Raw genomic sequence first — 21,577 nt, forward strand, 5'->3', positions numbered from 1 at the left:
CTTGCGTTTATAATGGAACAAACGGGGAGGATAATGCTCCTGTTCTATGTGTAGATTGCAATTATTTGATATAAGGGAGACGCAGCTGTGGACACAAGATTATGGATGTCGGTCACACTTTTTTTCGCAACAGGACTTATGCTGTTCGTCTCTTTCCTGTCTTACCAGAAACGCCATCTGCCTGTTGCCAAAACGATGATTCTGATTATGCTGTCGGCGGCGTTCTATTCGCTGGGGTACGGATTTGAGGTGTTGAGCCGAACTTTGGAGCAAGTGAAGCTGTCGCTTCAAATCGAATATTTAGGTATTCCGTTCATTTCGACGCTCTGGTTCTTTCTAGCTCTCCAATTTACAGGGACGGGATTTCGTTATCGCAAAGTACTTGCACTGATCCTGTTCGCTATCCCCATGACAGTCTTCATCCTTCATCTCACCAATGATTGGCATCACCTGGTGTATGAGCGTTATATTCTGAATACAGAGTCTTCCATCCCCCTCTACACTACGGTCAAGGGAACCTGGTATAAGGTGCATACTGTTTATAATTATTCCGTTGTACTATGCGGTATTTCGCTGTTTATCCCCATGTACTGGAAGGCTTTGCCGATGGTACGGAAGCAGATTGTTGTTCTGCTGCTTGGCGCTGTGGCCCCATTTCTGCTTAATACGTTCTTTTGGTATGGCACGAATGTTGACCTGACACCCTTCGGGTTTGCTATTTCAGGTGTGGCATTCGTGTGGGGTATCCTGCGGTTCAATTTACTGCGATTAACGCCGCTTGCCCTCGCCAAGGTGTTCGAGACGATCAGGGACGGGGTAGTACTGCTGGATTATGATGATCGAATTGTCAGTTACAACAGTGCTGCGATAGAAGTACTCCCGGAGCTGGGATCGACGAAGCATTATCCGGTCGAGATGGAGAAAGTGTTGGGGAATAGCCCTGAACTGCTTGAACGTATTCGGGCGGCAGGGGAGGGGGAAGAGCGGTTCCCTTTTCAGCGATTTCAAGACAACCGCAACATGTACTATAACTGCAGCGTGTCGCTCATCTACGATTCGGGCCGGATTCTGATTGGCCGGATTCTGATGTTCAATGATATTACGGAGATCAAGGAAAGTGAGGCCCGGCTGCGCGAGAATGCCCGGCAGTTATCTGAGCTTAATGCGTTTAAGGACAAGCTATTCACGATCATGGCGCATGATATCCGTGATCCGATTGCTCTTCTCGTCAGTCTGACTGAGCTGCTGGATGATGAATTGACGGCTGCCGATTTCGAGAATGCCGAGTTGGTGCGTGAGCTTAAGGGCCAAGTCCAGAGCACCTTTCATCTGGTTGATAATTTACTGGATTGGTATCGCAGTCAAAAAGGCAAGGTGGCCTTTCGTCCATTAGGCTGGAATCTGCAGCAGGTCGTACGGCAGGCCTTGCTGCTGGCTGGCCCAAAGGCCGCTATGAAGCAGATTGAGCTGACAGAGGATATTAGTGAGAAGCTGGTGGTGAGGGCAGATAAAGAGATGTTGGATCTCATTTTGCGGAATTTGCTGTCCAACGCAATCAAGTTTACGGGGGTCGGCGGTAAGATTGATATCAGAGCTGTGCTGGAGGGTGAGCGGATCATCATCTCTGTCACCGACAACGGAGCCGGAATCGATGAAGAGACCTCGGAACTGCTCCGGCTGGAGGAGCCTTTCCTGAAGGCGATGGCTACCGGAGATGATTCGGGAGATGCGAGATTTGGACTGGCGCTCACCCGTGAATTTGTCCGCATTCATGGCGGAAGCCTTTGGTTCGAGAGCGAATCTGGCAGCGGAACGACCTTCTCATTCTCCTTGTCAGGCTCGCAGGGTGTGCCGGAGAGATTCGATAATAGTGATATGGAGGAGGAAGCCTATGAAAGTTATTTTGGTAGACGATGAGCCTACTATGCATTTGATTTTGCGAAAAATGCTGGTCAAATTGCCTGGCGTTCAGGTCGCAGGCGCTTTTACAGACACACGTGCTGCGACTTCTTTTCTACAGGACAATACCGATGTTGAGCTGGCTTTTGTAGACCTTTCCATGCCGGGCGAGAGTGGAATGAAATTTGCCGCCAGGATGGAAGCCGCAGCTTCTCCTGTACAAGTGGTATTTGTGACGTCGCACAAGGAATTTGCCCTGGAGGCTTACGAATTGTCTGTGGTCGATTATTTGGTGAAGCCAGTCTCCCAGGAGAGACTGGAACGGACGGTAAATCGCGTGCTGGCCAACCAACGGAGCATTCAATCCCCGGCGCAGCCCACTCCTGCTGCATCTGCTGCTGTTGCCCGCAGGAATATCCTTACGGCGCTGGGGGACGTCTCCGTGAGCAATGAGGCTGGACGGGTCAAATGGACCTCACGGAAGTGCGCGGAACTATTCGCTTATCTACTGCTGTACCAGGGCAAGCGAATTCCGCGTTCCAGGCTGGTGAAGGATATTTTTGGCGGGATGCACCAGACGAATGCCGAGAGCTACCTGAATACCACTGTCTATCAATTACGTAAATCACTGGAACCGCTAGGCATACGAGAGTGTGTCCGTTCGGAGAATGATGGTTACGCACTCGAATTGAAGGATTCGCAGATCGACTACGTGGAATTTGAACAAGAAGTAAAAAGTTTGTACTTTATTGATACGGAAAATATTGAACAGGCGCTGAATATTGAACGGATGTATACAGGGGATTTGTTCGGTGACAAAGCCTATGTATGGGCCATCCATGAGACAGAGCGGTATGCGGAAATGTATACAGCGTTTGTAAAACAGCTTGCCAGGGTGCTAATTACGGCGGGAGATACCGCTGCTGCGTCGAAGCTGCTGCTTAAGCTGAACGAGCGTAATCCGCTGGACGAAGACGTGGTTGGAGAGCTCATGACGATCCGGCAGATGACCGGGGATAAAAAAGGGCTGAACGCCCTTTACACCGATTATGTCCGGCTGCTCACCCGGGAGCTGGGCATTCGCCCGTCCCAGGAATTGATTCATCTGTATGATTCATTGATTAGCCGATTGAATGATCGAAAATAAAGTGGCTGGAGGGAGCAGAGACTAATTCTGCTCCCTCCAGCCGCAACAATCAGGTGTCATTACGACGATAATTCCTCTTCCGACGGCAGCTCGCCGTAGAGCTTCAGCGCTTTGATCGCCGATTCCTGCATCCGCTTCTTAAGGTAATTGCCCTTCACGACCCGGACCCGCTTGCCGAGAAAACGAAGCTTGGAGAGCAGATAATCACTGTCGTTCCCGGTTAGAATGATGCTGACACTGTAGGCGTCAGTATCCGCATCGTACGCAACGTCCTTTTCAAAGCTGGAGAAAGCATATAAAATGCGGGACAGCTCCCGGTTATAGTCAGGGACGATTTCAATAACAACCTCAAATTTACGTGCATCGCGCCTCAGGCTGATCTCATGAAGAATGCTCTCATATTTGGAGACAGCTATAGGATGGTGTGAGACGCTGACGATCTTGCTCAGCTTGGTGCTCATGAGCGAGCGCCGCCGCAGTTGGTACCAGAGCAAATACCACTCCCGTTTGACCATGGAGTACTCCAGTTTGTAAGGTACCCCCGCGTGCCCCTCTTGAACATTGCCGCGTTTGGTTCCGTACGTCAGTTGGACCGCTTCTTTAGCCATGATGTGGCGGTGTAAGGTGCGGAGGAGCGGGTGATACACCTGCTTTTCCCTGCTGCGGGCTTTTTGCACCAAGTGGTCGGCAGTATCCATCAGAGGATCAGACTCCAGCAGGGAGACCAGCTTCTCCAGCGTCCCGGCAGTGAATGCTTCCATGGCTGCGGGGTGTTCAAGCATGGTCTTCAGCCAGGCTCTTTCGTGGGAAGTGATCATGAAGGTGCCGTTGTCGTCCATACGGGAGATGATCTGATAGTTAAAAATTTTCTCGAACAGGTTCATAGTAGGCCAATATCTCCTTCCATTCAGCGATCATTTCGCGGCGCAGCCTCACGGGTTCAAGCACTTCACAGCTGGACCCGAAGCTCCGCAGCCAAGGCTTGATCTCGGTCGTCCCATTCACGGTGATTTCGTAGATAAAAGAATACGGGTCTTCGTCCACGATCTGTCCCCACTGTCCTTGCAGCAGCACCCGCTCCCTAACGAAATTCGGTTCGGAAACTCCGGGACTATAGAACCTCGCCCGCACCGTGACCGGCAGTCCAGTATCGATCAGCCAGCTAGTCTTCATTTTCTCGTCAAGCTTGTTACGTTTGGTCTGGAAGGCTTCCTCATTTACAGGCTGATCCTCGGTCTCCATCCGCGTGATCCCTTCCATGCGGTACTTGCGAAGGCCTTCCCGGCCGCTCGCGAGCAGATACCACCGTCCGTACTGATGGTCATAGACGACCTTCAGCGGCAGTGTCTTTATCGAGGAACCTTCGGTTTCGCGCTCGAACAATGGATTGGTGTTTTTGGAGCCGTAGCTTTTCTCGGACTTTGGAGAGAAGTAGAGAAAGGTGACGCTATGGCGCTGGCGAATGGCATTCAAAAGAGTGAACAAATGGGCTTCATCCAAGATGCGTGAATAATAATGATACTTATATAAAAAAGCTTCGATGGCTGGTTGTTCGGTCTGATTGCGCAAGAGATGCCTTTTCAATCCGTCACGCAGCAGATAGCCTTGTACAGAAGGAACCTGAGTGTTCGCCATGACATCCACAAAATCATACAAGTCGATAAGCTCTTCTTGGGTTAACTGCTGCACCAAATCGTTATGTACACGGTAGCGGAAAGGACGGGTGGTCCCTTCTTTGCGGATGACGCCCACCTCTTCCAGGTACTTCAGATCCGAACGGATCGTCTTCTCATCGGGCTGGGGAACACCTGCGGGCAGGCTGCCACAGCACATATCCAGAAGCTCCATCGCTGTCAGTGCCTCTGTATTCATGGCACCCAGCAGGAGAGAAAGGCGCTGGCTTTCGGTTTCTTTTACCGACTTGGCCCGGAAGAGAAATAACAGCATGGGGTCAGTAGAATCATAGTAGCTGTACTTTAGAGTCTCAGCGAATTCTTTACCCTGTTCCTCCGGGAGGTGCTGATAGGTAGCGCTCACGATATCCTTGAGCCGGCGGAGGGTCTTGTCAAAGGTATGCACGGAAATACCCAGCCGGTCAGCGAATTGCTGTCTGTTGAACGCGCCGCTCGTGAGCGCAAGCATTCGCAGGAATTGGATTTCTTTATCAAAGCTTTCCTTGGCCACCTGAATTCCCCGTTTCATGAAAGTCTTCCTTTCATTGTAACAGGGCAAGGGTAGGGGTGAAATGGCAAACTGTGCTCTGATCGTAATACTTTTGCCATGTTCGAACTTCCGGAAATAAGCGAAAATATGCGTAGTAATGGAGCTGAGCAGGAGGAGAGCCTTATGAGCGAAGTTAAAACGATCATTATAGAAGAGCTGAAAAAGATCGAAAGGGAAGAGAACGTCCGCATTCTGTATGCCTGCGAATCAGGTAGCCGGGCCTGGGGATTTCCTTCCAAGGACAGTGATTATGACGTAAGATTTCTATATATCCGGCCGCTGGATTGGTATCTGTCTATTTTTGAAAAACGGGATGTCATTGAACGACCGATCAGCAATATGTTGGACATCAACGGTTGGGATTTGAAGAAGGCCTTGAATCTATTCCGTAAATCCAATCCGCCGCTGCTAGAGTGGCTGCAATCTCCGATTGTCTATATGGAGGATGAAATCGTCGTCCGGCAAATCCGTGACATTTCTTCATTCATGTTCTCCCCCAAATCGTGCATGCACCACTATCTGCATATGGCTAAGGGGAACTATCGCGATTACCTGCAGGGCGATCATGTGAAAATAAAGAAGTATTTTTATGTGCTTCGTCCAGTGCTGGCCTGCGAATGGATCGAGCGATTCCATACGATACCACCTATTGAATTTCTAATATTAATGGAGACCCTGCTGCCGGAGGAGGGCTTGCTTAGAGCGGCCGTCGATGATTTGCTGGTCCGTAAAAGAGCAGGAGACGAGATGGATTACGGTCCGAGAATTCAACCCATTAATGAGTTTTTGGAGGAACGAATCAGCTACTACGAGCAGGTCGTATCCGGAATAGAGGCTGCTGAAGGCGGTCAGGATGGACGGCTCGATGAATTGTTTAGAACATTAGTAAAGTTACAGGAGTGGGTGTAAGATGACATATCAGAATATTGACGGTGTACGTGTTTGGGGAAAGCCTGACGAGGGAGCACTTGCTCAGGCGAGAACCTGTTCCAAGACGGGGAACGTAGTTCAGACGCTGCTTATGGCGGATCATCATAAAGGGTACAGTCAGCCTATTGGCGGTGTTGTTGTCTATGACGGGCAAATCTCGCCCTCCGGTGTGGGCTATGATATTGGATGTGGGAATAAAGCGGTGCGGACGCAGCTGTACGCAGCTGATGTAAAACCTGGGCTGGCCGGAATCATGAATGATATCGCTCGCCAGATTTCTTTTGGCGTGGGTCGTATCAATAACGAGAGATTGGATCATGAGTTGTTCGACGATCCGGACTGGGATGTATACCGAACTATAGGAAAGGCAGAGCACGATAAGCTGAAAACGTTGGCCCGTGATCAACTCGGAACGGTTGGTTCAGGGAATCATTATGTGGATCTCTTTGAGGAAACGGCGACAGGGCGGCTGTGGATCGGTAATCATTTTGGCAGCCGGGGCTTCGGGCATAAGACGGCAAGCGGTTTTATCAATCTGGCAGCAGGACGTGGATTCTTAGCCAACGCGCCGGGTGAAAAAATGGATCAGCCGCCACTCCTGCTGGATTTGAACAGTGAGCTAGGGGATATGTACTACCGTGCCATGAAGCTGGCAGGGCGTTATGCGTACGCAGGACGGGATTATGTAATGCGCAAAGTGCTGTCCATCTTGGGGACGGAGGCCGACTTTGAAGTACACAACCATCATAACTATGCCTGGAAGGAAACTCATGACGGGAAGGAGACAGTGGTGGTCCGCAAAGGTGCTACACCGTCTGCACCGGGACAGATGGGTTTTATCGGCGGGAGCATGGGAGACATTTCGGTAATCGTTAAAGGTAAGGATACCGCAGAGAATCGGGACGCTTATTACAGCACGGTTCACGGAGCCGGACGGATCATGAGCCGGACACAGGCCGCAGGCAAAATGAACTGGAAGACCCGAACCCGCAGCGGCGGAGTAATCTCGAAGGCGCAAATGCTGGACGCGGTGCAGGCATTTAATGTGGAGCTGCGCGGAGCCGGGACGGACGAAAGCCCGTTTGTATACCGGAAGCTCCAGGAAGTACTGGACGCTCACGCGGAGACGATTGAGGTTATGCATGTCTTAAAACCGATCGGAGTGTGTATGGCAGGAGCGGACGAGTTTGATCCGTATAAGGATTGATTATGGGCTTATAGGGATTGCTTTGAGTAAATAAGGATTAACTATGTGCGTATAGTGATTAAGCATGGACGTACGAAGATGAAGCATATTGTCCTATAAGGAAGGACCTCAGCTCCCACGTTATTGTGGAGCTTGAGGTCCTCTTTTGCAAACGGATTTTCATACCCTAGGTGCTGAACCACCGAAAGGCCTTTTCTGGGGAATTAAGGGACAAAAATGCACTTAATCACCCCATAATGGAAATATTGCGAAAAATAAGGTGCAATTTTGCCTTTAGTAGCTGAGTTTTGTACACTGTTGTCCAGCTTACTAGCTCAGCACTAGCACCCAGTTGACTAGCTCACTAGTTCAACAACCCACCAGCTTTTTCTGTCCACTAGCGTACCTACGCAGCAGCAGCAGCAGCACCCAGTCGACTAGCTCACTAGTTCAGCAACCCACCAGCTTTTCAGTCCACTAGCGTACCTACTCATCAGCACCCGACTAGTTCACCAACACAGAGGCCCACCACTCAGTTAACCAGCGCACCATTCCAGCGACCCATCCACCGGCCGACCAGTTTTAGAGTAGGCCAGTAATCATAAAACGCTCTGAGTTTGTCATAATTCCTTGCTCGGTTTGATTCTCTGCAATAAATCGCTCAAGAATCTGAAAATCCTCTTCGTTCTGGCCGAAGCCAGGAATGATCGGCGTATGCTTCAACAGAAATATCAGGTCTTCAGCGGTCTGGTAATACTCGGTGATGTTATATTCGTAGGACTGAATCTCCCTGAAGCCTGCTTCACTTAGCTCGGTCAGGTACTGCTGCTTGAGGGTGCCACCCGGTGTACCCCAAGCTTGCCCGCTCCCAAATGCTTCTTTAAGGTTCAACTTATCATTCTCGGCCACTTGCTGGGTCAGGAATACTCCATCCTTGGACAAGACTCGTGCTATTTCCTTGGCGGAATAAGGAGAATGTCTGCATGGGATCACATTAAAGAAGTGTGCCGGAAACTCCAACTGATCACCATTCATCTCCAGAAAACGGACATTTGTTCTGCCGGAGCTGGATAGATTCCTGTTTGCTGTCTCCATCATCCCAGTAGACTGGTCAATGCCCACCAGCAGCGCTGCTGAATCAGCTATGGATAAAATGGCTTCTCCGCCGCCTGTTCCGATATCCAGCAGGAGGTCGGAGGGGTGACATCTCTTCGTGACTTCACGGTAGAAGTCCCAAGGAGCTTCTTCGGACACGCATTTCACATGGCTGAAATCCCAACCGTTTAATACACCGACTCTATCATAAAATTCCTTATAATCTACCTTGTTCATTCTTAAATTCCACCTTCCAATGAGAATAAAATAATACGGAGTCTCCGCTGGCTATTGCTCAAGATTGCACTGGGTCAAAGGGCAGACTTCCCCCTTGACGGCTGGTACGCGTTTTATCCAGCCCGGCAGCTACATACCTCGAACGATGCGGAAAGACATCCATTTCACCCCGATTTAGAAGATTTTTCAATTATAAAATTCGGCGAGTGAGTGATCAAGAGGTAGAATGATTATAGTGGTTTTAGGCGAATCCGCTTGGACCCTAATTTAACCTCAGAGGAGTGAATACATCCAAGTGATAAGGGCTGTGCTGTTTGATCTGGACGGAACATTGCTGGACCGGGATACATCCTTGAAACGATTTGTTGAAATGCAGCATCAACGCTTGGGGCATTGCCTTGGCCATACTTCGAAGGAAGCTCTGATTAACCGATTTGTCGAGCTAGATGCAAGGGGCTATGTATGGAAGGATGTAGTCTATCGGCAATTGATAGATGAGTTTGGGATTCAGGGAACAACGTGGGAAGAACTACTTAAAGATTATGTGTCTCAGTTTCATCAGTCCTGTGTACCATTCCCTAATTTGGTTGAGTTGTTAGAAGAGTTACAGCGGCAGGGAATAGAGCTAGGTCTGATAACCAATGGCTTTACAGCACTACAAATGAGCAATATCCAAGCCTTGGGCATTGAACGATTTTTCTCGGCCATACTGGTATCAGAACAGGAAGGTCTAAGAAAGCCAGATCACCGAATATTTAATTTAGCAGTAGAGCGGCTGGGCGTAGCACCCGAAGAGAGTATATACGTAGGAGATCATCCGATAAATGATGTGCAGGCCTCCAGAGAGGCCGGAATGAGAGCGATTTGGAAAAAGGACCAGTACTGGGAGCCCCCTGTTGAGGCTGATGCGATCATTAATGATTTGTCCGAATTGGTAGGAGTGCTGGAGAATTTTATCCATCTCGAACCATTGAAGTGAGCTTTAAAGAGCTTGAAATAGCGCTAAATATAGAATGAGCCCAGAAATATATAACCATACTAACCATGCAGTGAAAGGAGGAATCATATGGATACGGACAAGCCTGTTTTTGAGACAATAGATGAATACATCTCGTTGTTCCCTACCGAAGTTCAGCAGACACTTCAGACGTTAAGAGGTGTTATACACGAAGCTGCACCGGAGGCGGTGGAGAAGATCAGTTATCAGATGCCCACCTTTGCGCTGCAAGGCAACCTGGTGCATTTTGCTGCTTACAAGAACCATATCGGCTTCTACCCGGGGGCCAGCGGAATTGCCGCTTTTAAGGAAGAACTGTCAGGGTATAAGGGAGCCAAAGGCTCTGTGCAATTTCCCATCGGCCAACCAATGCCCTATGAATTGATAAGCAGGATTGTAAAATTTAGGGTTGCAGATAATGCCAAACGAAGGGAAAATAAGGGAAGGAAGAAAAAGTAATCATATTGCATGTTAAGGAAGGGAGGGGCACCACATGGCTAGATTAGATCAGCGCTCTATGCAGAGTTTATTCTATAAACAACAAGCGGTTGTTTGCATAGAGCTGAATAGAAATAAGTAACCGCTTTTATATGACAGTGTTCATGTTTATAGAATAGACTTTGCTACCTTTAAGATTTCAACATTTAAAGGAGCGGAGCTATTATGAAATATGTAAATGCTGACCTAATCTTCCCGGAAGCCTTGCTGAAGGAAGTACAGAAATATGTCCATGGCGGGATGGTGTACATCCCCAAGCCGGATGGCGTGCGCAAGAAATGGGGCGAGAAATCCGGCAGCCGAAAGTATCTGGATCACAGAAATGAGACCATTCGTTTAGAATTTTCAACCGGGGTCACGATGGACCAGCTGGCCGACCGGTTTTGCCTATCCAGAGATAGTATTAAGAAGATTGTATATGCAAAAAAGTAGTCACATAAAGCCGCATTGGGACTTATTCTGATGTGGCTTTTTGCTGTGTAAAATACAGTTTTTAATCATTTATTGTATATTTCCGGGTGGCCCGTCATTGCTATAATGACCAACAGAACAGGGACGGCGTTATCGATCCCAGGCACAAGACACCGGGAGGACTAGGTATGGATGATTTTTCCAGGTATGACACAGCGCAGCATAGGCGTTCTTTATTGAACAAAGCCAGGACGATAGTTCTGTCGGCACTTATGCACTACGATATCGAATGGGAGGGCATCCAGTTCATTCAGCTATCGGACACCATCACGTATAAAATAGAGACGAAATCAACGGGCCATTATTTACTGCGTATTCATTCGGACCTCATGAGCAAAGAGCAAATTCAATCCGAGTTAACGCTGTTACAGGCGCTTAACTTATGTGATGATCTGACGGTTCCGGAAGGGATTGCAAGCCGTGATGGCTCGTATGTATTGGACATTGAGGTTGCTGGTGAGCAACGTCGTCCCTATTATGTGACCATGATGCGTTGGGTAGAGGGCAGCCACGTAGAAGGTGATTTTACCGACAGTTTGGCTAATAAAATGGGGATGCTGATGGGCAGGCTTCATGAAGCCGCTGTGAAGTTTGACCCGCCAGCAGATTTTACGCGCCCTGTATGGGGTGCCGGCAGCTTCCGGTCTGAGTTGGCTAAGCTGGAACAGCATTATTCCGTATTTTTGTCGGAGGAGGCTTGGAGATCCTATCAGGCAGCTGCTGAAAAAGTGTGCTCACAACTCGAAGAAATACCCTGCAACGATCGTAACCATGGTCTTATCCATGGCGATTTGCACAGCGGTAATATCGTTATTCTGGAGGATGAGCCCTACCCCATTGATTTCGGAAGATGTGGCTATGGCTATTATCTTTACGATATGGCAGGGGCGTTGTTGGGGCTTTGGCCGAAGCACCGCTGGATGTTCATACAGGGATATGAGAGCGTAAGGAAGCTTACAGGGGACTATGTCCGCGAGCTGGAATGCTTTTTCATCATGGTTATGATCGGAAATTACGCTCATCATGCCTCTAATCCGCTGGAGACAGCAAGTCTGATTGAGGAGCAACCCTACGCTCAGGCTTACATTAGGGAATTCTTGAGCGGCCGATCATTTCTGTTCGAGGTGGTCGATCTTGTGAGAAGTAATTAACAGTTCCCACAGTGTCAAAAGGTTTACGATATAAGGGTATGCTACTATTCCTTATCGGGGAGGCGGTCGTGTGCAGCCCAAACCGCATATTCAATCGATAATCGAATATATAGAACGGAATCTCGCTGCGGGGCTGGACATACAGCATCTTACGAAGCGGTGCTTCCTGTCGCCCATGCAGTTATATCGAGATTTTTATAGTGTGACAGGTCATTCGGTGAAGGAATACATCCGCAAGCGCCGACTCTCCAATGCGATGGCACTGGTGAAGCATTCAGAGATGCCGCTGGCGGATATCGCGATGGAATGGGGGTATAGCTCCCAGCAGGCTTTTTGCAAACATGTCAAATCCACGCTGGGACAGTCCCCTCTGGAATATCGGAACGGGGATTGCTATTATTATTTCCCGCCGTATAACAGCCAGAACGACAGGCAAGTGTCAGTGGCCTCAGAATGTATTCCGGAGACGGTGCGAGCAAGGTATTATCACAGTAGTCTGGAGAATATTGAACGGAATGCCATGCGGTCTCTGTTCTCCCTGCTTCCTGGCTACAGGGGGCGCATTTTTGGGAGGAACGGCAAGCAGGATGGGAATCGTTTTTGCTATGAGCTGTATATTCAGGGTATTGACGCAAGGGATTTGGCGGAGGGGGAATTTACAAGCTTGGAGACAGTTTCTTCGTTTAACAACAGTTTTGCGACCGTGATTGTCGATCATAAGGAAGATGCCATCTTCGAGGCCTGGAATTATCTCTGCATTGATTGGCTAAACAGGAGCATGTTCGTACAGAGTGAACGACCATACTTTGAGGAATACATAATCAGACAAGGCACATTCCAGAAGCTAAAGCTGTACCTGCCATTGCACAAGCGCAGTGACTTTCCCCGAATTACACTAACTTGTCCAGGTGAGATGGTCTTCTTGGTGTCGGAAAAAATGGGTCCGAGAGCGGAAGAGGCAGCAGCGGCAGCAGTCACAGGATTTGCAGCAGTCTATTTCCCTCACTTGCTGAAGAGTGAGCAGGAATTCTATGTCTCCCGAATGCCGGACGCTTGTATCTGCGGAATTAGAGTTGCAGAGGCACTGGAGCTTCCACAGAATTCTGAAATAAAGCTGCTGAGAGTGGAGGGCGATACTTGCTGCGCGATGTTGCAGGAAAGTGGCGGCGGCGATTATACGGTATATGATCAGATTCTTTCCGGATGGATTAATGACAATGGGTTGCTGTGCGAGGATGAACCTGCTTTTGCGGTATACCAGGCCATCAGCGATACTGGGAGCGTGCAGCAGAAATTATATCGCAGACTCAAAAAATGGTAAGAACGGATAATACTACGAAGTACGAAACGGCTACAATGGGTGACATCAGTGACGAATGGAGGAATCCTAATGAATACAGCCAAAAAGCTGGATGCAAGCCCCGAGGGTTATGGACCCAAGGTAAAACCAGTCATTATGAGCATGGTGGAGGAGGCAAACCGCATCAGTCAAGCAGAGGTATTGGTAGAACAGGTGAACGAATTCTGCGCTATTGTTGACAGAAGTGAAATCAAGATTGTCGGAATTGGCTTGACGATCACCTACGAGAGCCGTGGCTATGGTTATGGGCGAAGTGGAACGGCTGGCCGTGATTTAAATGATTATTTTTTTGCCCGAAAAATGATTGCTGAAGGAGAAACGGCGCTGCTAGCCGATATCCTTGGGGTGAAGCTGGCGGAACAGGAATTGCTGAGCGCACGTTATGATATCGCGGGGGATGGCAACTACAGAGTAGTTGTTGGGATTGCTGTGGACAGCTTGGCGAATCTGCCGGCTCATCTCCCGGAGAATACGGTAACGTTGACGATACCGGCCTGCCGCTATGCCAAGATGTTGATCAACGGGAAGAAGCAAGAAGGCAGAGCCGGATATGACGAACGGATGCAGGCTGACGAGTATTTTGTCAATGGCTTCCGTACCGATACAAAGTATGTTTATAACCCGGCAAGCTCCCCCCTCAATACCTATGATGAGGACGGGGATATGCTTGTGAAGTACGAGCCGATCAAGCTTCCGTCCAATGCTGGGGATTCTTTCGAGACTTTAAGATGCCGCCCGGTGACGCTTCCCGAGATGAAAATAGCATGCAGTGTGACCCCTCCTGACTCGGAGGAATTTGTAATTACCAAATACTTTGAAGTGGAGCAGCAGGTCTTTGCAGTAGAAGCGGCTCAATATTATCTGCATGATTACTATGGCTTTCCAGTTGATACGGGGGTGGAGGGACAAGTGAACAGTTGCTTTGGTACACGGGTTAGTTCCTTCGAGGGGCTGCCGGATGGTGTGGAAAAGATCACGCTGCCCGGTGGCATCTATCTGCATATCTCGCAACTGGAGTTCAACGGCGACAATCCGGCTATGCCGTATGATGCCGCATTTAACCATCTGGATGAGCTGTTTCTAGCCTCCCATCCACAATATGAGCGTGACTGGAGCAGGCACGTCATCGCTCGTTTTCGCCAAGCCAACTGTGCCTCGGTGTTTGTTCCGCTTCTATACAAAGGCATTTAGCTGAACCGCTTAATATCGCTCATTGGAGAGAAGCCGAACAAACGCGCATATTCCCGGCTGAATTGGGAGGGGCTCTCATAGCCTACCTCGAACGCAATATCTGCCACATGGGTAGATTCGGTTAACAGGCGGCGGCGAGCTTCCTGCAGTCGAATTTGCTTCTGATACTGGACTGGGGTCATGGCGGTCACTTCTTTGAAGTGACGATATAACGAGGAGGAGCTCATGTTCGCAAGCTCAGCTAATTCTTCGATGCGCAGCGGCTGGTTGTAATCCCTCTTGATCCGCTCGACCACCTCAGCAATGGAGGCGTAATTACTTCCAGCCATGGCAATCTGCTTGAACACATCTCCTTGATCATCGCTAAGGAGTCTGTAAATAATCTCCCGTATGACAAGGGGCGCCAGTGCCGGAATGTCCTTCGGCGTCTCTAACAGGCCTACCAGTCTGACGGCTGCGTCGAGGAGAGCATTATTCATTTTGCCTACGAATAATCCTCTATGGTATCTATTAGTGCTCTTGGGAAGTAGGTCCGTCTCCTTCATGATCTGAAAGATTTGGCTGGCCTCTAAATCCAGACGAATCGCTAAGTAGGGGGATTCAGGAGAGGGCTGAGTAGCCCGGCCGGTTATCGGCACATCCAGAGACACCGCGAGGTAGTCAGATACCCCGTATCGGTAGCGCTCATCTGCGAGCATAATAACCTTCTCACCTTGGGCAACGATGCATAGCGATGGTTTTTGAATTCTGCAGATCGGAACCTCGGAGTGGGAATCGCGAACCAGATGCAGTGAGGGGATGAGGGTAGCATGGTCGCCATCTTTACCGGAGAACTTCTCGACGAGCTTCGCTAGCTCCAGCTGTTTATAGTATGTTTTTTGAGCATCATCCAGCATGTGCATCCCTCCCATTACTGTGTTTCAGTATAAATTCTTGAACTGTGTTTGTTAAGTAAGGTGAGAATAATAGGCAAGAACGTGAGAGTAATATTCTAACGGAATTTCACCCGGCAGGAGCATAATAAGGTTGTTCCAACAGACCGGCGGCAATCGCCTATTACACAGTAATGATTATCCATTGGAGGGGAAAATATGCAACATGATAAAGTATGGTACGTGACCGGTGCTTCGAAAGGGCTGGGGCTGTCCTTGGTGAAAAAATTGATTGATAGCGGATATAGAGTCGCTGCAACTTCACGTAATATAGAAGATTTAAAGCAAGCCGTGGGTGAGGTGTCGGAAGGACAATTCCTGCCGCTCGCGGTCGATCTGACCCAAGCAGATTCGATCCAGGCATCCGTGACAAAGACGTATGAGCAGTTCGGGCAAATAGATGTAGCGGTTAACAATGCAGGGTATGGCATCGGTGGTGCAATCGAGGAGCTATCGCAGAAGGAGATCATGGCTAACTTTGAAGTCAATGTATTTGGTCCCATTAATGTCATTCAAAGTGTGCTGCCCTATATGCGGAAGCAGCGGTCAGGGCACATTTTCAATATCTCGTCTATCGCGGGCTTCGCTCCGCATTTGGGCTGGAGTGTGTATGCAGCGACGAAGTTCTCGCTAATGGGACTGACAGAAGTGCTTGCCCAGGATGTGCAATCTCTGGGGATCAAAGTGACGGCAGTAGTACCCGGAGGCTTCAGAACGGAGTTCAATAAGGCGGATTCCCTGGTTCTGTCTGCCAATAAAATTGAGGATTACAGCAAGCTTCACGCTGGACATAACCAGTTCGTAGCGGCAGATGGCAAGCAGCTTGGTGATCCTGAAAAAGCGGCAGAGGTGTTCATTGATCTGGCGGAATCACCGAATCCGCCGGCTCAATTGTTCCTGGGCAGTGATGCTTACCGGAGAGCATCCGAGAAGCTGGACCAACTGCGTGAAGAACTGGAAGCGAACAAGGACGTCAGCTTCCGAACTGATTTTGAATAAGTGGCGATCACTATCCTGAGAAGCAGGATGGAAGTAGTGTTCTAATTTTGTTAGATCATGATTAGCTGAAGCTAGTGGCAAATGCCGTAAAACCAAAAAAGACAACGAGTCCCGATAACGGATACTCGCTGTCTTTTTATATTTGCTGAAGACCAGTTCAATTTATAACCCGGTTTGTATTCTCTCCATGCTTATCTATTTGTACAACAACGATATTCGCGACCATCGACAAGCTGCGGATGTTCCCCCCAGTTTTCACCCCATGTACGCATTTGCGCAAGCACGGGGATATACTCCCGTCCTTTATCGGTTAGTGAGTATTCAACGGTTACTGGTACAGTAGGAAACACTTCGCGATTGATGACTTTATATTGCTCCAAATGACGCAGGACATCCGTTAAAGACTTGATGCTGATGTTATCTAAATTTCTTCGCATTTGATTAAATCGTTGCGGCCCCAGACTAAGTAAGGAAAGCACCAAAAAGGACCATTTTCCGCGAACAACCTCCAAAGCTTCACGAATAGAAATGAGGCATAGTTCGTCCCCTTTGCGTACATCCACAGAAATCACTCCTAACTAAAATATAGGTAGTCTACTTTATGAAGTTATATAAAAATAATGTGTCTCCTTTAAATTATATAGTTAATAATTTAGGATAACAACAGGACTTATTTTACTGTAATGGTTTAGTTTAAGCAGAGATAGTCTTATACAGCTTAGAGAGGAGCATGGGGATATGACTGATAAAAAGATATTGGTTTTAGGCGCAACGGGACAACAAGGAGGTGCCGCTGTTAGGCATTTAATCGCTGATGGCTGGAAGGTTCGTGCATTTGTTCGCGATTTATCAAGCGATAAGGCCCTGAAACTAGCCCAACAGGGAGCTGAGCTTTTTTTAGGTGATATGAACGATTTTGCCTCACTTGATGCCGCTATGCAGGGGGTATATGGCGTATTCAGTGTTCAAGCATCGGGCTGGAACCCTACTCTCGAAACCAATGCCGATGAAAGACGTATCGGGAAGGCTGTAGCGGACGCTGCCTTAAAGGCGAACATTCAGCACTTCATTTATACATCAGTTGGCGGTGCAGATGCGCAATCCCGTTATCGTGACATGCAGAAATGGGATATAGAGCAGTATATTCTTTCATTAGATTTGCCGGCTACCATATTGCGTCCCGCCACCTTTATGGAGAACTTCTCAGACCCGATGACAGCCGGTGTGCAGAACGGAATGATCGCACAAGCCTTCAAGCCAGATGGAGTGATCCCGCTTGTAGCTGTGGACGACATCGGCGCTTTCGTTGTGTTAGCACTTAGATTCCCAGACGACTATTTGGGCAGAACTGTCGAAATTGCCGGTGACATGCTAACACCCGTACAGATTGCTGATGCTATAGGCCGCATAACCAACCGAACCATTCCTTATGTTCAAGTTCCGCTGGAAACATTGCGTCAGCATAATGAAATCTTGGCCGGCGTGTTTCAGTGGCTAAACGAAGAAGGCCACGAGGTCGATATTTCTGTTGTGAGCAAGGCATTCCCGGCACTTACGGATTTCAATACCTGGATTGAAAAGCAAGGAAAAGCGAAGTTTGAGGCATTGTTTCTTCCAGAGCGTGTATGAGATTGTTAATTAACAGCTCTGGCATTCGAAGACCGCAGTCATAACCATCGGTTTAGTCGGTGGTTTGAAAAAAAGCGCGAGTAACAGGTTCATTTCACACCTGTCACTCGCGCTTTTTGGTGCGGGAGGATGTCGGATTGCACCCTCAATGAGGAGGTAAGTCCGAAGTGGCGGCATATTTGCCAAAGCAAGACACACATAGGGACGTTATGACGAAAATATTGCTGTGCAATACAACATTTGCGATGTAGAGATTTACAAATGTTTTACAACTCATTGACGCGGCGCGCATATATGGCTGATAGATTGGGGGGACAAGGGGTGATGGCTATGAAAAATTTTACAGAATCGGTCTCCACGACATCTCAGCCTGTTCTGGCAAGTGACAACCTGGGTTGGGATAAGGTCAAGGTCTCGCAATGGTACAGTCCGCAACAAGCGTTTAGTCCCTCGCCGGAGCCCAAGTATTTGGTAGGAATTCATTGTACGGCTTATTACGAAAATTATTATACGATTCATATTACCCCATGCAACGAGAGCCTCCTCTGCCCCTGGGGCAAGACGTCGTTATATTTCCTGAATATTGAGATCACTCCTTCTGTGATTGAAGAAGTTGCCCGTGAATCCGGATTTTTGACGGAAGGGCACATTCAATTAGACCGCAAATTCCATGTCAAAGATTCCAAGCTCCTGCAGTTAGGGCTCTGGATGCTGGAAGAATTGCAGAATGGCGGAGCGAAGGGGAAAATATACAGCGATTCACTGTCCAATATGCTAATCATTCACTTACTGCAGCACTATTCCTCTGTCATTCCCCAACATTCTGGTGCTAAAACGCTAGCGAACCAGGAGATTTTCCGCGTTATCCAATACATGCGAGAGAACCTGGAGGAAGATGCTCCGCTGGCTGAGCTGGCCGCGAAGGCCAATATGAGTCAGTCCCACTTTATCCGTGTCTTCAAGCAGCAGACCGGTTATACTCCCCATCACTATTTAATCCGCCTCCGTATTGAACGCTCCAAATTCCTGATCCGATCAGGCAAGGTAGGCTTGAAGGAAATTGCTGCTCAAGTCGGTTTTGCCGACCAAGGGCATTTTACCAGAGTCTTTAAACGGGAGACTGGATTGACTCCGAAGCTGTATGCTTATCAAATTTCAGCTAAACCCGGCTCCATGTCGGAATAAATATGCAAATGAGAGTTTTATTCAAGGAAAGAAGTATTTTGTTCAATAGGAGGGGGATGGATCAGCCCTAGAATGGGATTAAGGTCAGGCGTGAGGACGTGCTGGGCCAAGATAACACTAGGAGGAGAGAAGAACATGAAAGTTGCAAGGTTTTGGGGTCTGGTTGTTGCGGGAGTAATGGTGTCCAGTTCAGTGTCTATGTCTTCGGTACTTGCAGATCCGGTAGAAACGGAAAATCTGGGAAGTGATTTTGCAATTACAGCAGCAGCTGAACCCTGGCATGAAGTGTCCAAGCAAACTTTCTGGCTGTTAGATGCCCTGGAACGGGGGCAAGGGGTAACGACGGATGGGAACGCATGGATTTTCAGCTCACCTTATGGCCTGCTTCGTACAGCACTGGACGGCAAGACGGTAATCGCACGGAATCCTTTGGCGATTCCATCCCAGATATCCGCGCTTGGCGGGGATCACATCGGGGATATCTCCTATTATAACGGGAAGATTTATGCTCCTATTGAAGATGGGAAAAAATACGAGCATCCGTACATCGCCCTTTATGATGCCAATACCTTGCAGTATACCGGTACTTCTTATGCGCTGCCGCTAGATCTCCATCCTGGAGGTGTTCCATGGGTTGCTGTAGATGCTGCCCGCGGGCAGGTGTACACGGCAAAATGGAACAATGCTGATGTGTTAAACGTGTTCAGCCTTGACGACATGCACCTGATTAAGACGGTTCCGCTTACTCAAAGCATTGATCGGGTTCAAGGTGCTGCGATGTATAACGGATACCTCTATGCTTCTTCAGATAATAAGACCCAGACTCTCTATAAAGTCGATGTGGATAACGGTAATGTGTCCGTTGCAGTAGACCGTAATTTGCCTAGTGGTACCGAAGCTCAAGGTATTGCAGTGCTGCCAACGGCTGACGGAGCCCAGCTTCACATTCTCGATGTAGGTTCTAATCGCATAAGCGTGAACTTCCGTCACTATTCTTTCTAATCCAATCGAAGCTAAAAAGGAGCCTATAGAAATGATGAAGCAATCGAAACTGATGTTGTTCTTGATGGGATGTACTCTACTGGCCACAGGCTGTAGTCAATCTAATAATAATAGTGTTACAGAAGCTGCCGCAGACCCTACTGCGCAGCCTTCTGCAAGTGCAGAGGCCACTGAAGCACCGAGCACACAGAACGTAGAAATTACCTTCTATTATCCGGTTAACGTCGGGGGTCCACTGACCAAAGTTATCGATAATATGGCCAAATCCTTTATGGAGACGCATCCTGGAATTAAAGTGAATCCTGTATATACCGGCAATTATGGTGATAATACAGTGAAAATTCAAGCCGGTGTTCAGGCTAAGCAGCCGCCGGATGTAGCCGTGATGATGTCCACGGAATTGTACAGCATGCTGGATATGAATGCTATTGTTCCGCTGGATGATTGGATCGCTAAGGATACAGACGTTAATATGGATGATTTCTATCCTGCTTTTATGGAAGATACACAAACCGAAGGCAAAACCTACAGCCTTCCGTTCCAACGAAGCACAATTGTCATGTACTACAACAAAGAGATGTTCAAGGAAGCAGGCTTAGATCCTGAGAAGCCGCCGACAACCTGGGCTGAGCTTGTATCCTATGCCGGAAAGCTGAACAAAGACGGTCATGCTGGCCTGGAAATCCCGGGTAATGACGACTCCTACTGGATGTTCCAAATGCTTGCCCGGCAAAATGCCACAGATCCTAAGCAAAACATCATGTCCGATGACGGTAAAAAAGCAATGTTCAACACACCTGAGAATGTGGAAGCTCTGCAATTCTGGCTGGACCTGTCCCACAAAGACAAGGTAATGCCAGAAGGCGTAATTGACTGGGCTACCGTGCCTACTGACTTTATTCAAGGCAAGACAGCAATGATGATGCACACAAGCGGTAACCTGACGAATGTCAGAACAAATGCCAAGTTCGATTTCGGTGTGGCTTTCCCGCCTGCACAGAAACAATTCGGATCACCTACGGGCGGCGGCAACTTGTACATCTTTAAAGACACTTCGCCTGAGAAGCAAGCAGCAGCTTGGGAATTTGCTAAATATATGACTGCTCCAGAGCAGGCCGCACTGTTCAGCAGCTCCTCCGGCTATGTAGGCGTGCGCAAATCAGCCTATGATACAGAAGCCATGAAGAAATATACGGCTGATTTCCCGCAAGCACTTGTTGCGCGCGATCAACTGCAGTATGCCTTCAGAGAATTGTCTACGCATAACCACGGTAAAGTGTCGACAGCGATCACGAATCAGATTCAAGCTGCTTTAGCCGGACAAGTGGATGCTGCTGGTGCACTGCAGAAAGCGCAGGAAGAAGCCGATCAGGCGCTTGCCCCGTTCAATAAGTAACAAAGGCAACGGATAAGAAGGAGTTGTTGCGGAGTACGCCGGGAGGGTC

Annotated in this window: 20 protein-coding genes; 15 read left to right on the forward strand and 5 right to left on the reverse strand. The window is 48.6% G+C overall.

Annotated elements, in window-relative coordinates; translation table 11 throughout:
- Positions 1 to 87 precede the first annotated feature (87 nt).
- Both AC3Y23_RS23065 and AC3Y23_RS23070 read left to right on the forward strand, forming a co-directional pair.
- On the forward strand, positions 88 to 1,917 hold the full coding sequence (locus tag AC3Y23_RS23065; RefSeq protein WP_379203455.1) for a sensor histidine kinase: 1,830 nt from the start codon (positions 88 to 90) through the stop codon (positions 1,915 to 1,917).
- On the forward strand, positions 1,892 to 3,046 hold the full coding sequence (locus AC3Y23_RS23070; protein WP_379203457.1) for a response regulator: 1,155 nt from the start codon (positions 1,892 to 1,894) through the stop codon (positions 3,044 to 3,046). The genes AC3Y23_RS23065 and AC3Y23_RS23070 overlap by 26 nt, the downstream gene beginning before the upstream one ends.
- A gap of 59 nt (positions 3,047 to 3,105) precedes the next feature.
- On the opposite strand, the gene AC3Y23_RS23075 is transcribed toward AC3Y23_RS23070, so the two are convergent.
- Together AC3Y23_RS23075 and AC3Y23_RS23080 are read right to left on the reverse strand one after the other, a co-directional pair.
- Positions 3,106 to 3,930: a WYL domain-containing protein gene (locus AC3Y23_RS23075; RefSeq protein WP_379203459.1), complete on the reverse strand. Its 825-nt coding sequence runs from the start codon at positions 3,928 to 3,930 to the stop codon at positions 3,106 to 3,108.
- Positions 3,905 to 5,230, reverse strand: a complete 1,326-nt coding sequence (locus AC3Y23_RS23080; RefSeq protein ID WP_379203553.1) for a helix-turn-helix transcriptional regulator — start codon at positions 5,228 to 5,230, stop codon at positions 3,905 to 3,907. The genes AC3Y23_RS23075 and AC3Y23_RS23080 overlap by 26 nt, the downstream gene beginning before the upstream one ends.
- 162 nt (positions 5,231 to 5,392) lie before the next feature.
- On the opposite strand from AC3Y23_RS23080, the gene AC3Y23_RS23085 reads away from it, so the two are divergent.
- Positions 5,393 to 6,178 carry a nucleotidyltransferase domain-containing protein gene (locus AC3Y23_RS23085; RefSeq protein WP_379203461.1) on the forward strand — a complete coding sequence of 262 codons (786 nt, stop codon included), beginning with the start codon at positions 5,393 to 5,395 and terminating at the stop codon, positions 6,176 to 6,178.
- 1 nt (position 6,179) lies between these two features.
- Positions 6,180 to 7,406, forward strand: coding sequence for an RtcB family protein (locus AC3Y23_RS23090; RefSeq protein WP_379203463.1), 1,227 nt, complete (start codon positions 6,180 to 6,182; stop codon positions 7,404 to 7,406).
- Between the two features lie 561 nt (positions 7,407 to 7,967).
- Here the strand turns inward: AC3Y23_RS23090 and AC3Y23_RS23095 are convergent.
- On the reverse strand, positions 7,968 to 8,717 hold the full coding sequence (locus AC3Y23_RS23095) for a class I SAM-dependent methyltransferase (protein WP_379203466.1): 750 nt from the start codon (positions 8,715 to 8,717) through the stop codon (positions 7,968 to 7,970).
- A 295-nt stretch (positions 8,718 to 9,012) separates the two neighbouring features.
- Here AC3Y23_RS23095 and AC3Y23_RS23100 point away from each other — a divergent pair, with 295 nt between their 5' ends.
- From AC3Y23_RS23100 to AC3Y23_RS23125, 6 genes are all read left to right on the forward strand, one after another.
- Positions 9,013 to 9,696: an HAD family hydrolase gene (locus AC3Y23_RS23100; RefSeq protein ID WP_379203468.1), complete on the forward strand. Its 684-nt coding sequence runs from the start codon at positions 9,013 to 9,015 to the stop codon at positions 9,694 to 9,696.
- Positions 9,697 to 9,783: 87 nt separating this feature from the next.
- On the forward strand, positions 9,784 to 10,173 hold the full coding sequence (locus tag AC3Y23_RS23105) for an iron chaperone (protein WP_379203470.1): 390 nt from the start codon (positions 9,784 to 9,786) through the stop codon (positions 10,171 to 10,173).
- Positions 10,174 to 10,377: 204 nt separating this feature from the next.
- Positions 10,378 to 10,644, forward strand: a complete 267-nt coding sequence (locus AC3Y23_RS23110) for a CD3324 family protein (RefSeq protein WP_379203472.1) — start codon at positions 10,378 to 10,380, stop codon at positions 10,642 to 10,644.
- A 167-nt stretch (positions 10,645 to 10,811) separates the two neighbouring features.
- Positions 10,812 to 11,834: a phosphotransferase enzyme family protein gene (locus tag AC3Y23_RS23115; RefSeq protein WP_379203474.1), complete on the forward strand. Its 1,023-nt coding sequence runs from the start codon at positions 10,812 to 10,814 to the stop codon at positions 11,832 to 11,834.
- A 70-nt stretch (positions 11,835 to 11,904) separates the two neighbouring features.
- Complete coding sequence (locus AC3Y23_RS23120) at positions 11,905 to 13,155, forward strand: helix-turn-helix transcriptional regulator (protein WP_379203476.1); 1,251 nt, start codon at positions 11,905 to 11,907, stop codon at positions 13,153 to 13,155.
- 69 nt (positions 13,156 to 13,224) lie between these two features.
- Positions 13,225 to 14,385 (forward strand): hypothetical protein, encoded by a 1,161-nt coding sequence (locus tag AC3Y23_RS23125; protein ID WP_379203478.1) that lies wholly within the window; start codon positions 13,225 to 13,227, stop codon positions 14,383 to 14,385.
- Here AC3Y23_RS23125 and AC3Y23_RS23130 read toward each other — a convergent pair.
- Entirely contained in the window at positions 14,382 to 15,287 is a 906-nt protein-coding gene (locus AC3Y23_RS23130; protein ID WP_379203480.1) for an AraC family transcriptional regulator, read from the reverse strand. The genes AC3Y23_RS23125 and AC3Y23_RS23130 overlap by 4 nt on opposite strands.
- A 189-nt stretch (positions 15,288 to 15,476) precedes the next feature.
- On the opposite strand from AC3Y23_RS23130, the gene AC3Y23_RS23135 reads away from it, so the two are divergent.
- Positions 15,477 to 16,316 (forward strand): SDR family NAD(P)-dependent oxidoreductase, encoded by an 840-nt coding sequence (locus AC3Y23_RS23135; RefSeq protein WP_379203482.1) that lies wholly within the window; start codon positions 15,477 to 15,479, stop codon positions 16,314 to 16,316.
- 191 nt (positions 16,317 to 16,507) lie between these two features.
- On the opposite strand, the gene AC3Y23_RS23140 is transcribed toward AC3Y23_RS23135, so the two are convergent.
- On the reverse strand, positions 16,508 to 16,879 hold the full coding sequence (locus AC3Y23_RS23140; protein WP_379203484.1) for a winged helix-turn-helix transcriptional regulator: 372 nt from the start codon (positions 16,877 to 16,879) through the stop codon (positions 16,508 to 16,510).
- 175 nt (positions 16,880 to 17,054) lie between these two features.
- Between AC3Y23_RS23140 and AC3Y23_RS23145 the strand changes: the two genes are divergently transcribed.
- The 4 genes from AC3Y23_RS23145 (at position 17,055) to AC3Y23_RS23160 (ending at position 21,528) form a co-directional block, all read left to right on the forward strand.
- Positions 17,055 to 17,945 (forward strand): NmrA/HSCARG family protein, encoded by an 891-nt coding sequence (locus AC3Y23_RS23145; protein WP_379203486.1) that lies wholly within the window; start codon positions 17,055 to 17,057, stop codon positions 17,943 to 17,945.
- A 330-nt stretch (positions 17,946 to 18,275) separates the two neighbouring features.
- The gene (locus AC3Y23_RS23150; protein WP_379203488.1) at positions 18,276 to 19,130 is read left to right on the forward strand and encodes an AraC family transcriptional regulator; all 855 of its coding nucleotides are present in this window, start codon (positions 18,276 to 18,278) and stop codon (positions 19,128 to 19,130) included.
- Positions 19,131 to 19,265: 135 nt separating this feature from the next.
- Positions 19,266 to 20,132 (forward strand): DUF6923 family protein, encoded by an 867-nt coding sequence (locus AC3Y23_RS23155; protein WP_379203490.1) that lies wholly within the window; start codon positions 19,266 to 19,268, stop codon positions 20,130 to 20,132.
- Positions 20,133 to 20,163: 31 nt separating this feature from the next.
- Positions 20,164 to 21,528, forward strand: a complete 1,365-nt coding sequence (locus AC3Y23_RS23160; RefSeq protein ID WP_379203492.1) for an ABC transporter substrate-binding protein — start codon at positions 20,164 to 20,166, stop codon at positions 21,526 to 21,528.
- Positions 21,529 to 21,577: the final 49 nt, after the last annotated feature.

It is taken from the genome of Paenibacillus sp. MAHUQ-45 (genome assembly GCF_058133325.1).

Bases quoted from the DNA above. Each gene is read 5' to 3' on its own strand.
- AC3Y23_RS23070 (WP_379203457.1), top strand. From the start codon at position 1,892: ATGAAAGTTATTTTGGTAGACGATGAGCCTACTATGCATTTGATTTTG.
- AC3Y23_RS23075 (WP_379203459.1), bottom strand. From the start codon at position 3,930: ATGAACCTGTTCGAGAAAATTTTTAACTATCAGATCATCTCCCGTATG.
- AC3Y23_RS23085 (WP_379203461.1), top strand. From the start codon at position 5,393: ATGAGCGAAGTTAAAACGATCATTATAGAAGAGCTGAAAAAGATCGAA.
- AC3Y23_RS23090 (WP_379203463.1), top strand. From the start codon at position 6,180: ATGACATATCAGAATATTGACGGTGTACGTGTTTGGGGAAAGCCTGAC.
- AC3Y23_RS23095 (WP_379203466.1), bottom strand. From the start codon at position 8,717: ATGAACAAGGTAGATTATAAGGAATTTTATGATAGAGTCGGTGTATTA.
- AC3Y23_RS23105 (WP_379203470.1), top strand. From the start codon at position 9,784: ATGGATACGGACAAGCCTGTTTTTGAGACAATAGATGAATACATCTCG.
- AC3Y23_RS23110 (WP_379203472.1), top strand. From the start codon at position 10,378: ATGAAATATGTAAATGCTGACCTAATCTTCCCGGAAGCCTTGCTGAAG.
- AC3Y23_RS23115 (WP_379203474.1), top strand. From the start codon at position 10,812: ATGGATGATTTTTCCAGGTATGACACAGCGCAGCATAGGCGTTCTTTA.
- AC3Y23_RS23125 (WP_379203478.1), top strand. From the start codon at position 13,225: ATGAATACAGCCAAAAAGCTGGATGCAAGCCCCGAGGGTTATGGACCC.
- AC3Y23_RS23130 (WP_379203480.1), bottom strand. From the start codon at position 15,287: ATGCACATGCTGGATGATGCTCAAAAAACATACTATAAACAGCTGGAG.
- AC3Y23_RS23135 (WP_379203482.1), top strand. From the start codon at position 15,477: ATGCAACATGATAAAGTATGGTACGTGACCGGTGCTTCGAAAGGGCTG.
- AC3Y23_RS23145 (WP_379203486.1), top strand. From the start codon at position 17,055: ATGACTGATAAAAAGATATTGGTTTTAGGCGCAACGGGACAACAAGGA.
- AC3Y23_RS23150 (WP_379203488.1), top strand. From the start codon at position 18,276: ATGAAAAATTTTACAGAATCGGTCTCCACGACATCTCAGCCTGTTCTG.
- AC3Y23_RS23155 (WP_379203490.1), top strand. From the start codon at position 19,266: ATGAAAGTTGCAAGGTTTTGGGGTCTGGTTGTTGCGGGAGTAATGGTG.
- AC3Y23_RS23160 (WP_379203492.1), top strand. From the start codon at position 20,164: ATGATGAAGCAATCGAAACTGATGTTGTTCTTGATGGGATGTACTCTA.